Source organism: Rhodococcus sp. MTM3W5.2 (genome assembly GCF_001984015.1).
In the GTDB taxonomy this organism is placed as follows: domain Bacteria; phylum Actinomycetota; class Actinomycetes; order Mycobacteriales; family Mycobacteriaceae; genus Rhodococcus_G; species Rhodococcus_G oryzae.
In genome coordinates, this window is sequence record NZ_CP019572.1 from 3,618,669 (window position 1) to 3,630,802 (window position 12,134).

At 69.1% G+C, this 12,134-nt stretch carries 11 protein-coding genes and 2 pseudogenes; 8 read left to right on the forward strand and 5 right to left on the reverse strand.

All coding sequences use genetic code 11. The features are described from left to right. Positions 1 to 70: 70 nt before the first annotated feature. Positions 71 to 313, reverse strand: a complete 243-nt coding sequence (locus BTZ20_RS16565; protein WP_223263370.1) for a hypothetical protein — start codon at positions 311 to 313, stop codon at positions 71 to 73. A gap of 113 nt (positions 314 to 426) precedes the next feature. Between BTZ20_RS16565 and BTZ20_RS16570 the strand changes: the two genes are divergently transcribed. The 3 genes from BTZ20_RS16570 to BTZ20_RS16580 all read left to right on the forward strand — a co-directional run bounded on the left by BTZ20_RS16570 (position 427) and on the right by BTZ20_RS16580 (position 3,505). Next, entirely contained in the window at positions 427 to 999 is a 573-nt protein-coding gene (locus BTZ20_RS16570; protein ID WP_317616043.1) for a TetR/AcrR family transcriptional regulator, read from the forward strand. A 245-nt stretch (positions 1,000 to 1,244) separates the two neighbouring features. Continuing rightward, positions 1,245 to 2,447: an LLM class flavin-dependent oxidoreductase gene (locus tag BTZ20_RS16575; protein ID WP_223263371.1), complete on the forward strand. Its 1,203-nt coding sequence runs from the start codon at positions 1,245 to 1,247 to the stop codon at positions 2,445 to 2,447. Beyond that, positions 2,444 to 3,505: an alcohol dehydrogenase catalytic domain-containing protein gene (locus BTZ20_RS16580; protein WP_077042122.1), complete on the forward strand. Its 1,062-nt coding sequence runs from the start codon at positions 2,444 to 2,446 to the stop codon at positions 3,503 to 3,505. Before BTZ20_RS16575 ends, BTZ20_RS16580 begins: the two co-directional genes overlap by 4 nt. 68 nt (positions 3,506 to 3,573) lie before the next feature. Here the strand turns inward: BTZ20_RS16580 and BTZ20_RS16585 are convergent, their stop codons facing one another. Next, entirely contained in the window at positions 3,574 to 4,185 is a 612-nt protein-coding gene (locus BTZ20_RS16585; RefSeq protein WP_077042123.1) for a DsbA family protein, read from the reverse strand. Between the two features lie 212 nt (positions 4,186 to 4,397). Here BTZ20_RS16585 and BTZ20_RS16590 point away from each other — a divergent pair, with 212 nt between their 5' ends. The 4 genes from BTZ20_RS16590 (at position 4,398) to pepN (ending at position 10,039) form a co-directional block, all read left to right on the forward strand. Beyond that, positions 4,398 to 5,630: an NAD(P)/FAD-dependent oxidoreductase gene (locus BTZ20_RS16590; RefSeq protein ID WP_077042124.1), complete on the forward strand. Its 1,233-nt coding sequence runs from the start codon at positions 4,398 to 4,400 to the stop codon at positions 5,628 to 5,630. A 105-nt stretch (positions 5,631 to 5,735) separates the two neighbouring features. Further along, positions 5,736 to 6,137 (forward strand): YciI family protein, encoded by a 402-nt coding sequence (locus BTZ20_RS16595; protein ID WP_077042125.1) that lies wholly within the window; start codon positions 5,736 to 5,738, stop codon positions 6,135 to 6,137. Beyond that, the gene (locus BTZ20_RS16600) at positions 6,134 to 7,381 is read left to right on the forward strand and encodes an RNA polymerase sigma factor (RefSeq protein WP_077042126.1); all 1,248 of its coding nucleotides are present in this window, start codon (positions 6,134 to 6,136) and stop codon (positions 7,379 to 7,381) included. The genes BTZ20_RS16595 and BTZ20_RS16600 overlap by 4 nt, the downstream gene beginning before the upstream one ends. A gap of 81 nt (positions 7,382 to 7,462) precedes the next feature. After that, entirely contained in the window at positions 7,463 to 10,039 is a 2,577-nt protein-coding gene (gene pepN, locus BTZ20_RS16605) for an aminopeptidase N (protein ID WP_077042127.1), read from the forward strand. 87 nt (positions 10,040 to 10,126) lie between these two features. On the opposite strand, the pseudogene BTZ20_RS16610 reads toward pepN, so the two are convergent. From BTZ20_RS16610 to BTZ20_RS16620, 3 genes and pseudogenes are all read right to left on the reverse strand, one after another. After that, a pseudogene (locus tag BTZ20_RS16610) lies at positions 10,127 to 10,596 on the reverse strand (DUF5130 domain-containing protein). Beyond that, positions 10,583 to 10,839 (reverse strand): annotated as a pseudogene (locus tag BTZ20_RS16615) (hypothetical protein). Before BTZ20_RS16615 ends, BTZ20_RS16610 begins: the two co-directional pseudogenes overlap by 14 nt. Before the next feature lie 63 nt (positions 10,840 to 10,902). Further along, positions 10,903 to 11,565 carry an HNH endonuclease gene (locus BTZ20_RS16620; RefSeq protein ID WP_083742712.1) on the reverse strand — a complete coding sequence of 221 codons (663 nt, stop codon included), beginning with the start codon at positions 11,563 to 11,565 and terminating at the stop codon, positions 10,903 to 10,905. 153 nt (positions 11,566 to 11,718) lie between these two features. On the opposite strand from BTZ20_RS16620, the gene BTZ20_RS16625 reads away from it, so the two are divergent. Then, positions 11,719 to 12,114, forward strand: coding sequence for a globin (locus BTZ20_RS16625; RefSeq protein ID WP_145982315.1), 396 nt, complete (start codon positions 11,719 to 11,721; stop codon positions 12,112 to 12,114). The last annotated feature ends 20 nt before the right edge of the window (positions 12,115 to 12,134 follow it).

Sequence of the window (12,134 nt, forward strand, 5' to 3'; positions counted from 1 at the left end):
ACCTGCTCGCAGTGCGCACGGACCCGGCGGTGGTCCGGATCCACCCAGCCCTTGGACTCCGCATAGTCGATCATCGCCACGAACCGGGGCAGCCAGCCCTCGCCGCGCAGGGGGTGGCTGCGCACTGCCCCTCGAGGGCGCCGATGTCGAGCCAGACGTGGTCGCCATCAACGGTGCCCCATGCGCCCAGCGCGGCGGCGGCCCGTTCCCGGTCGCGATCGCCAAGCACGGTGACCGCCAGACTGGTGAACTCGTCGACCCCCGTCAGTTCCACCGTTGCCACGGCCTCGCGAAGGTCCACCTCGAGCTGCATCTCGTACCCGCTTCTACCCAGGACCGACCACATAACTGGATCAGTTGATTGAATCGTTGAGCCCATTTGATGCCATGACCCCACCCATGTCAAGGGTGTGCGAAACTCTCGACATGTCCACCCCGAACCAGAACCGTCAGGGCAACGCCACCCGAATGCGCCTGGTGAAGACGGCCGAGAAACTCTTCGCCGCCCAGGGTGTGGACGCCGTGTCGATCCGGGCCGTCAACTCGGCCGCCGGGCTCGGGCCTGCCTCGGTGCATTACCACTTCGGCTCGAAGGACGACCTGCTGGCGGCGGTCCTCCTCGATCTCGGCGGCGCGGTCCGCGACCAGATCCGGATCAACGTAGACCGACTCGCCGCATCGCCCGTCCCGCCGACCGCAGACACCCTGGTTCGTGCCGTCACCGAGCCCTATCTCGAACTCGTACTCCGACAACGCGTCCGGGGCATGCGATGGGTCAAGATCATCGCGCAGATATCCCAGGAGGGACATCCGGCCCTCGAGGCCACGGGCCAGCACGTCGACGAGAGCCTGCTCGATCAGGTCCGCCGCGCGTATCCACACTCCGACCCGGACCGCCTTCAGCTCCGCTGGGCGATCTCGGTGATGGGTTTCCTTCAGGCACTGGGCCGGGCCGACGAGTGGAGCCACGGCGCCGGCCGCCTCTCCCCGAGGACCTGACGAGCTTCTATGAGGACCTCGTCGTCTTCGTCGTCGGCGGCGCCGACCGACTGCTCGGCTCCTGACCCACCGACAGGGAACCGGAAATCCACACCTTCGCACGAGTGTCCACTCAGCGGGAGATTTTTGGATCAGTTGATCCAGTTCGGTGATAGAACTGCGGACAGGCGGATGTGATGCCGCTCACTCCGAATGCCGACCGCCTCGATCCCCCTCCCCAGGGCCGGCACCCACCTGTCAAGGAGATGACGCTCGTGTGGACCACCGATTCGATCAAATTCGGCGCCTTCCTCGCGCCATACCACCCGCTGAACGCCGATCCCGCGCTGCAGCTGCGCCGCGACATCGACCTCATGGAACACCTCGATCACCTCGGCTTCGACGAGGCGTGGATGGGTGAGCACCACTCCACCGGCGCCGAGATCGTGCCCGCCCCTGACCTGTTCATCGCGGCGGCCGCGGAGCGGACCGAACGGATCCGGTTCGGCACCGGGGTCACCTCGCTGCCGTACCACCATCCGCTGGTCACCGCGGACCGGATCACGCAGCTCGACCTGCAGACCCGCGGCCGGCTGATCTTCGGCACCGGCCCAGGCAAGATCCCGCTCGACGCGCACATGATGGGGATCAATCCCTCGGACCAGCGCCGGATGCAGGGCGAGGCCCTCGAGGCGATCCTCGCGCTGCTGCGCGGCGAGGTCGTGAACATGGAGACGGACTGGTTCACCCTGCGTGACGCCCGCGCGCAGCTGCCCACCTACAACCCGGCGGGCATCGAGATCGCGACCGCCTCGACGATGTCCCCCAACGGATCGGTGCTCGCGGGGACCCACGGCCTCTCGCTGCTCTCGCTCGCCGCCAGCTCCCCAAGCGGATTCGACGTCCTCGATCGCAACTGGGGCGTCTACGAGAAGGTCTGCGCCGAGAACGGGCACGTCGCCGACCGGTCCACCTGGCGACTGGTCAACCCGATGTTCCTCGCCGAGACGCGGGCCGACGCGGAGCGCGCGGTGAGCCGCCGGATCGACTCGATGGCCGCCTACGTCAACCGGCAGACCGGTCAGAACCCGGACTGGGCGCAGACCCCCAAGGGGATCATCGACCAGTGGCGGGGCGACACCCTCGGTGAGTTCGGTCAGGCCATCATCGGCACCCCTGACGAGGCGATCGCCCAGATCGAGCGGCTGATCGAGAAGACCGGCGGGTTCGGCACCATGCTGATCCTGCACGTCGACATGGCGAACTGGGAGGACACCAAGCGCAGCTACGACCTGTTCGCCTCCGAGGTGATCCCACACTTCAAGAACCGCAACGCCGGCCGCGAGGCCAGCCTCCAGTTCGCCGAGGACAACCGCGACTACCTGCTCGGCGGCCTGATCGGCGCGATCACCAAGGCACACACCGACTACTACGGCCAGCCCGCCGAGACCGCAGGAGCACAGGCATGAAGGCAGCACAGTTCAGCGACGGCGCGTTCACGGTCGCCGAGGTCCCGGATGCGCCCGCGCTCGCGCCCGCTCAGGTCCGCATCGACGTGACCGCCTGCGGCATCTGCGGCAGCGACCTGAGCATGTCGAAGGACCCGTGCCGGTTCGTGCACGTCGCCGAGAACGCGGGCTATCCGCTGGCAACCTTCGACACCGACCGGCCCGTCGTCCTCGGCCACGAGTACGCGGGCATCGTGTCCGAGGTCGGTTCGGCCGTCACCGATTTCGCCGTCGGCGACCGAGTGGCGGGTATCGGGCTTGCGACCGACACCACGACCGGCATCCCGAAGATCATCGGGTTCTCCAACGAGTACCACGGCGCGTTCGGCGAGCACATCGTCGTCGACGCGTTCTGGGTCCGGCACGTCCCCCAGGGTCTCTCGCTCGAGCACGCCACCCTGGCCGAACCGCTGCACGTCGGCGAGATGCACATGCAGCAGTCCGGCCTCACCCCCGCCGACTCGGCACTGGTGATCGGTTGCGGCACCATCGGGCTCGGCGCCATCGTCGCGGCCAAGGCCCGCGGGGCGCAGCTGGTGATCGCGTCCGAGCCGTCGCCGAAGCGGCGCGAGCTCGCCGCGAAGATGGGCGCCGACATCGTCGTCGACCCGAACGAGCAGGACCCGATCGAGCTGTGGAACCAGATGGTCGCCGAGGGCAACACCCTCGTGGGCCAGGCGGGCGCGGGCATCCTGATCGCGTACGAGTGCAGCGGCAGGGCCGGGATCCTGGGCACCCTGATGCACACGATGCCGTTCAACTCGCGGATCCAGGTGCTGGCGGCGCCGTTCGGCGACGAGACGATCATTCCGGTGGTGGGACAGTTCCGCCGGATCGCGATCAACTTCGGCCACGGTCCGTACGAGAACGCCTACGACATCACCCTGCAGCGGCTGGCCGACGGCGAGATCGACGCCGAGGCCATCATCACCGGCCGGGTCGGGCTGGACGGCGTCGCCGAGGCCTTCACCGCGCTGCGCGACCCCGAAGAGCACGTGAAGATCCTCGTGCTGCCCTAGGCGGCTCCGCCGCCCGTGAGTCCTTCTGGCCCACCACGGGACCAAAAGGACTCACGGGCGCGTAGCGCCTACTCGAAGGAGGGGTCCTCGGTCCGGGTGCGCTTGAGCTCGAAGAAGTGCGGGTACGACGCCAGCGCGACGGTGCCGTCCCAGACCCGGCCGGCGTCCTCGCCCCGAGGGATGCGCGAGAGCACCGGGCCGAAGAAGGCGACGCCGTTCACGTGGATGGTCGGGGTGCCGACATCGGGACCGACGGCATCCATCCCGGCCTTGTGGCTGCGACGCAGGTCCTCGTCGTGCGCGTCGGTGTCGGCTGCCGAGGCCAGGTCTGCGGGCAGGCCCACCTCGGCCAGCGCCTCCGCGATCACGGCCGGGAAATCCTTGTTGTTCTGATCGTGGATCCGGGTCCCCATCGCGGTGTACAGCGGCAGCAGCACCTCGTCGCCGTGTTCCTTGGCCGCGGCGATCGCGACCCGGACCGGACCCCACGCCTTCTCCATCATCGCCTGGTATTCCTCGGGCAGATCGCGCCCCTCGTTCAGGACCGCAAGGCTCATGACATGGAAATTCGCCTCGATGTCACGGACCTTCTCGACCTCGAGGATCCAGCGCGAGGTGATCCAGCACCACGGGCAGAGCGGGTCGAACCAAAAATCGGCGGTATCCCTGGTGTCACTCACGGGCTGCTCCCCTGTCTTCTCGTCACGGCTGTCGGCGCGCTCATCTGGTGGGGACCCGTCACCGACGGGTCCATTCGTAGGCAACCACCGATCGGACCGAATGCTTCCCGGCCGAGAAGCCCCTACCGGATGACGGTCGGCAGTAGGGTCGACAGCAGCGCCATCAGGACCGTTTTCGTCACAATGCAGTGTCTCGAACGGAGTGTGAGGACATGTCACCGAACCGTACGTTCGTGATCGTCGGCGGCGGGCTCGCCGGAGCGAAGACCGCGGAAGCCCTGCGCGAGAAGGATTTCGACGGCTCGATCGTCCTGCTCAGCGCGGAGGACCACCTCCCGTACGAGCGGCCACCTCTGTCCAAGGAACACGTCGCGGGCAAGAAGGCCCTCGCCGACTTCACCGTGCATCACGGCGACTGGTATCGCGACCACCACGTCGACCTGCGGCTCGGCACCACCGCCACCGCCCTCGACCGCGACGCCCACGAGGTACGACTGCCGGACGGCTCGACGCTCGGCTACGACAAGCTCGCGCTGGCCACCGGTTCGCGCTCGCGGCGACCGCCGATCCCGGGTTCCGACGCCGCAGGGGTGCACTATCTGCGCACGATCGAGGAGTCCGACGGCCTGATCGGCGCGCTGGAGGCGGATTCTCGCCTGGTCGTGATCGGCGCCGGGTGGATCGGACTCGAGGTGGCCGCCCAGGCCCGCGAGCGCGGTGTCGTCGTCACCGTCATCGAGTCCGCGGCGCTGCCTCTGCTCGGGTCCCTCGGCCCCGAGATGGGCACGGTCTTCGCGGAACTGCACCGCGAGCACGGCGTCGACATGCATTTCGAGGCCACCGTGGAGGAGATCACCGCCGACGCCGGGCGGGTCACCGGGGTCCGCCTCGCGACCGGCGACGTGCTGCCCGCCGACGCGGTGCTGGTAGCGGTCGGGGCGCAACCGAACGTCGAACTCGCCGAGCAGGCCGGGCTCGCGGTGGACGGCGGGGTGCTCGTGGACGCGGGCATGACCACGAGCGACCCCGACATCGTCGCGGTCGGCGACATCGCGGCGCAGCAGCACCCGGTGCTGGGCACCAGGATTCGCGTCGAGCACTGGGCGAACGCCCTCAACCAGCCCGCCGTCGCCGCGGCGACGATGCTCGGCAGGCCCGCCGAGTACGACAACCTGCCTTACTTCTTCACCGATCAGTACGACCTGGGCATGGAGTACGTCGGATACGCACCGACCGGCGGGTACGACCGCCTCGTCGTGCGGGGCGACGTGACCCGGCGCGAGTTCGTCGCATTCTGGCTGGGCGGGGACAACAGGGTGCTGGCAGGCATGAACGTCAACGTCTGGGACGTGACCGACGCCGTCAAGAAGCTGATCACCGCGGGCGAACCGGTCGACCCGGCCCGCCTGGCCGACGAGTCGACACCGCTCGACCAGATTGCATGACCTGAATCACACCCCTCTCTCGTAGAAGTGTGTCGGGAGAGCCTGCCCGGCTCCGTCCTACCCATGAGAGCGCCACTAGGGCGCACCCGACCGAAGGAGCCGACGATGAAGTACATGCTGATCAAGACCTACAGCGAGGCCGCGTACTGCGATTCCCCGATCCACGAGTGGGAGCCGAAGGACATCGAGGCGCACATCGACTTCCAGCGCGCGCTCGGCGAGCAACTGGCCGCATCCGGCGAACTGGTCGAGGCCCAGGGGCTGGCCGGGCCGGACCAGGCGCGCATCGTCAGCTCCGACGGCCGATCCGCGCCGGTGGTGACCGACGGGCCGTTCCCGGAGACCAAGGAGTTCCTGGCCGGATACTGGATCGTCGACGTGGACAGCGCCGAGCGGGCGGTGGAGATCGCCGCGCAGGCCTCGGCGGCCCCCGGACCCGGCGGAAAGCCGATCGGCGAGTACATCGAGGTGCGCGCGATCATGAGCGCCCCGCCCACCGATCAGTGACCTTCCCACCCTCCGACGACACCGAGGACCTGCTGCGCGAACTCCGGCCGCAGGTCCTCGGTGCCCTCGTCCGACGGTTCGGCGACTTCGCCGCCGCCGAGGACGCGCTCCAGGAGGCGCTCGTCGCCGCCGCCACGCATTGGCCCACCGACGGTCTGCCCGACAATCCACGCGGCTGGCTCATCCAGGCCGCCCACCGGCGCATGACCGACGCCATCCGCGCCGACGCGGCCCGCCGGAACCGCGAGGCCGTCGCTGCCGGGCGGGAGCCGACCCGGCCTGCCGACATCGCCACGCCGGATCGGGACGACACGCTCGCCCTGTTCTTCCTCTGCTGCCATCCGGCGTTGTCGCCCGCGAGTGCGATCGCACTGACGCTGCGCTCGGTCGGCGGGCTCACCACCGCCGAGATCGCGCGGGCCTTCCTGCTGCCGGAAGCGACCATGACGCAACGGATCACCCGCGCCAAGAAGCGGGTGGCCGCCCTGGATCGGCCCTTCGCGGTGCCGGAGTCCGGGCAGTGGCACGAACGCCTCGACGCGGTGCTGCACGTGCTGTACCTGATCTTCACGGAGGGCCACGCCAGCACGTCCGGCCGACAGGTGCGTCGCGCGGACCTGTCGGCGGAGGCGATCCGACTGAGGCGGGCGATCCATGGCCAGCTGCCCGACGATCCCGAGGTCGCCGGGCTACTGGCGCTGATGCTGCTCACCGATGCGCACCGCGCCGCCCGCACCGGTCCGCGCGGGGAACTGGTCCCGCTCGCCGAGCAGGATCGCAGGCTGTGGGATCGCGAGGCGATCACCGAGGGCGTCCGGCTGACGACGACGGCGATCGGGCACGGGCTGACGGGCCCCTATCGGATCCAGGCCGCGATCGCCGTGCTGCACGCCCAGGCGACGAGCACCGAGGACACCGACTGGGACCGCATCCTCTCGCTCTATCGTCTGCTCGAACGCGTCGCCCCGAATCCGCTGGTCACCCTGAACCTCGCGGTCGCAACCGCCATGGCGCATGGTCCGTCCGCGGGTCTGGATCTGATCGCCGCCCATCAGGACCAGCTGTCGGGCACCCATCGGCTGGCCGCCGTCCGAGCCCACCTGTACGAGATGGCAGGCGAAACGCCCAGCGCCGTCGTCGAGTACACCGTCGCCGCGAACAGCACCCCCAGCATCGCCGAACGGGACTACCTCATCCTGCGCGCGGCCCGCCTGCGCGGCGAAGTCGGGACTGACCGGTCGTGAGCGTGCGCATCTCGTGATGGGATGGACCCGAGAGGTCAAGCCTCGACACACATCCGTCCCCGATCACGAGGAGCGTCCGACGTGGCCCCACCGAACCTGACCCGCGAGCAGGCAGCACAGCGGTCCGCGCTGTTGAGCGTCGACAACTACCGCATCGAGCTGGACCTGACCGACGGTGACGGCAAGCCCGGCGAGCACACCTTCTCCTCCCGCACCACGGTCACCTTCGGCGCGACGGAAGGAGGCGACACCTACATTGACCTGATCGCGACCGCCGTCCGCAGCGCCACCCTCAACGGCGCTGCCCTCGACATCACCGGGTACGACGAGTCCACCGGCATCGCGCTGACCGGCCTGGCCGAGCGCAACGAGCTGATCATCGAGGCGGACTGCGAGTACTCGCACACCGGCGAGGGCCTGCACCGCTTCGTCGATCCCGCCGACGGGTCGGTCTACCTCTACTCACAGTTCGAAACCGCCGACGCCAAGCGGATGTTCGCCTGCTTCGACCAGCCCGACCTCAAGGCCACCTTCGACGTCACCGTCACCGCGCCCACCGACTGGCAGGTCATCTCGAACTCGGCCGTGGTCGAAACCCTCGCCGCCACACCGGGACTGCACCAGTTCCGCACCACCCCGAAGATGAGCACCTACCTCGTCGCCCTGATCGCCGGGCCGTACGCGCGGTGGACCGACGCCTACACCGACGAGCACGGACACATCCCGCTCGGCATCTACTGCCGCTCCTCGCTCGCCGAGCACATGGACGCCGAGCGGCTGTTCACCGAGACCAAGCAGGGCTTCGGCTTCTATCACCGCAACTTCGAGGTGCCCTACGCCTTCGGCAAGTACGACCAGCTGTTCGTCCCCGAGTTCAACGCGGGCGCAATGGAGAACGCGGGCGCGGTGACCTTCCTCGAGGACTATGTGTTCCGCTCCAAGGTGACCCGAGCGTCCTACGAGCGCCGCGCCGAGACGGTGCTGCACGAGATGGCACACATGTGGTTCGGCGACCTCGTCACCATGACGTGGTGGGACGACCTGTGGCTCAACGAGTCCTTCGCGACGTTCGCGTCGGTGCTGTGCCAGTCCGAGGCAACCGAGTACGTCAACGCATGGACCACCTTCGCCAACGCCGAGAAGTCCTGGGCGTACCGACAGGATCAGCTGCCCTCCACCCACCCCATCGCCGCCGACATCCCGGACCTCGCCGCGGTCGAGGTGAACTTCGACGGGATCACCTACGCCAAGGGCGCGAGCGTGCTCAAGCAGCTCGTCGCGTACGTCGGGCTCGATCCGTTCCTGGCCGGCCTGCGCGCCTACTTCAAGGAGCACGCGTTCGGCAACGCCACCTTCGACGACCTGCTCGCCGCGCTCGAGCACTCGTCCGGCCGGGATCTGTCCGACTGGGGCGCGCAGTGGCTCAAGACCACGGGGCTGAACATCCTGCGGCCGGAGTTCACGGTCGCCGAGGACGGCACCTTCTCGTCCTTCTCCGTGCTGCAGGGCCGCGCGGAGCCGGGCGCGGGCGAGTACCGCGTGCACCGCCTCGCCGTCGGCATCTACGACGACGTGGACGGCAAGCTGGTGCGCACCGAGCGCATCGAGCTGGACATCGACGGACCGCGGACCGAGGTGCCCGAGCTGGTCGGGGTCGCTCGCGGCAAGTTCGTGCTCGTCAACGACGACGACCTCACCTACTGCTCGGTGCGGCTCGACCCGGATTCGCTCGCCGTGCTGATCGAGCGCATCGGCGACATCGCCGAACCGCTGCCAAGGACGCTGGCGTGGTCGGCGGCCTGGGAGATGACGCGGCAGGCCGAGCTCAAGGCCAGGGACTTCGTCGAACTGGTGCAGCGGGGCGTCGGCGCGGAGACCGAGGTCGGGGTCGCGTCGCGGCTGCTGATGCAGGCGCACGCCGCCCTCGGCAGCTACGCCGAGCCCGGCTGGGCGAACGAGACCGGCTGGCCCGGCTTCGCGAACCGGCTGCTCGAGCTGGCCAGGGAGGCCGAGCCGGGTTCCGATCACCAGCTGGCCTTCCTCAACTCGCTGACCTCGGCGCGCCTGCAGCCCTGGCACACCGAGGTGCTGCAGGAGCTGCTCGACGCCGATCCGGCGACCGTCGGGCTGCCGGGGCTGGTGGTCGACACCGACCTGCGCTGGCGGTTGGTGCAGGCGCTGGCGGTGGCGGGCGAGGTCGACGCGGACGGCACCGAGTCGCCGTTCATCGACGCCGAGGCGCAGCGGGATCCGACCGCGGCCGGTGTCCGGCAGGCTGCGGCCGCACGGGCGGCCCGGCCGCAGGTGGCGGTCAAGGAGCAGGCCTGGGCGACGGTCGTCGGCGACGACTCCGTCCCGAACATCACCGCCCGCGCGATCATCGCCGGCTTCGCGGTGCCGGGTCAGGGCGAGCTGCTCCAGCCGTACGTGACCCGGTACTTCGCCGATATCGCCGACGTCTGGGCGCGTCGCTCCAGCGAGGTGGCGCAGACCGTGGTCGTCGGCCTGTATCCGGCCTGGTCGATCACCGAGGCCTCGGTCGCGGCGGCCGACGACTTCCTGGCCGGTGACCATCCGCCCGCGCTGCGCAGGCTGGTGGTCGAGGGCAAGGCCGGGATCGTGCGCGCGCTGCGGGCGCGCGCCTTCGACGCCGGCTGACCCACCCCGGAAACGACCGAAGGTGCCCCTCACGCGGAGAACCGCGTGGGGGCACCTTCGGTCGAAGCGGAGTGTGCCGGGGTGGGACTAGCGCACCGCGATGGCCGCGCTCATCACGCGGATCGCGCTGACCAGGCCGTCGATCAGGTCGGCCTCCCGAAGGAGGACACCGCGGCGGTCACGCCTAGCTGCACGACCCGGTCGGTGACCCGATCGGCGACCTTGCGTCCTGAGCGGATCTCGATGGCACGCTGGTTGGGCGAGACCGCGATCAGCACCGAGCGCTCGGCCTCGGGGGTCTTCGGGAACAGCGCGTCGGCGCCCGCCGCGGTGTCCTCGCCGAGATCACCGATGAACGCGTTGAAGCGCACCTTGGTCGACCTCGTGGCGTCGGTCATCGCGTCGTCGAGGGCCACCAGCTCGTCCACGCTGAACGGCAGGTCGTCGAAGGGATCGCCGGCGCGGTGCACGCCCGAGACGCGGCCGCTCGCGGTCACCACCGAGCCCACCGGGAGCTCGGACTCGATCACCGCCGGGAAACTGCTACCACCTGCCACTTGCCGAACCTCCGATCAGATCTGCGGATCCGGACTCGATGGCCGCGTGCCCGCCGTGGTGACCGACCGTCACCTCGTCGACCGCGGACCACAGCACCGGCTTGTGGGTCCATTCCTCGTCCAGCGAGTAGTGCGCGGGGGTGGTTCCTGCCACCGGCTTGGCCAGGTAGCACAGCCCGCGATGATCGCCGTGATGAGCGCAGGGATCCCTACGAAGATCAGCGATGTCTCAAGAATGCTCACGCCCCAAACCGTAGCCCAGTGCGCCTGAAATTGTGCCGTCGGGGCCACCTCGAGATCGGACGTTTACGCAGCGCCCTCGCCGAGGTAGCGCAACCACACCGGGTCGAGTTCCTTGGTGCTCGCCAGCAGCCGCCAGTGCTGCCCCTTGGGCGGCACCAGGGCGGCCCGCAACGTCCAGCCGAGCTCGCTGAGAAGCTTGTCGGCTTTGCGGTGGTTGCAGGGCGCGCAGCAGGCCACGCAGTTCTCCCAGGAATGTCCGCCGCCCCGGCTGCGCGGGATCACGTGGTCCACGGTCTCCGCCTTGTCGCCGCAGTACGCGCAGCGGAAGCGGTCCCGGTGCATCAGCGCGGCCCTGGTCATCGGGATCCGGGCCCGATAGGGCACCCGCACGTAGTTGCGCAGCCGGATCACGGAGGGGACCTGCACCGACCAGCCGGCGGAATGGAGGACCTGGCCGTCCGGGTCCTCGTGGACGGCGCTGGCCTTCTCGCACACAAGCAGGACGACGGCCCGACGGACGGGGAGCGCGGTGAGCGGCTCGTAGGTGGCGTTCAGAAGCAGCACCCGGCGCTTCACCCAGGAAGGAACCGCGTCGTCCTCACCTGGGGTCGAGGGTCTCAGACCCTCGTCTAGCACTTGCAGCGGAGAAGCCCCCGATCCCCGCGGCAGGCGGGCATCAGTGGGCTGGAGTTGTCGGTGCGCTCGGGCGCTGTGCGAGTTCTTCATGCGACCTCCGGGAAGATTGCTCCCAAGTTGACCACGGATGGCCTGCTCGCGCACGTCCATTTGGTACAAAGATGCAGGACTTTCGGTGAACAACCGATGACAACACGAGCGCGTCGACGTCACGGCGCGAGTACGGGCACAATGGACGCCGACATGACTGATGCCGAAGTGAGCTTCTACGAAGCGGTGGGCGGAGCCGAGACGTTCCGCAAACTGACCGCGCGGTTCTACGAGGAAGTGGCGAAGGACGAGATCGTCCGGCCGCTCTACCCAGAGGAGGACCTCGGACCTGCCGAACGCCGCATGCGGATGTTCCTCGAGCAGTACTGGGGCGGCCCGCGAACCTACTCCGACGAGCGCGGACATCCCCGGCTCCGGCTGCGGCACCAGCCGTTCCGGATCGGTCCGATCGAGCGCGACGCGTGGCTGCGCTGCATGCACATCGCGATCGCGTCGATCGACGAGGCCACCCTCGACGAGCCGCACCGCCGCGCCCTCATCGACTACATGGACATGGCCGCCGCCTCGATGGTGAACTCGCCCGTCTGATCGGCGCGAACCGGGCCACA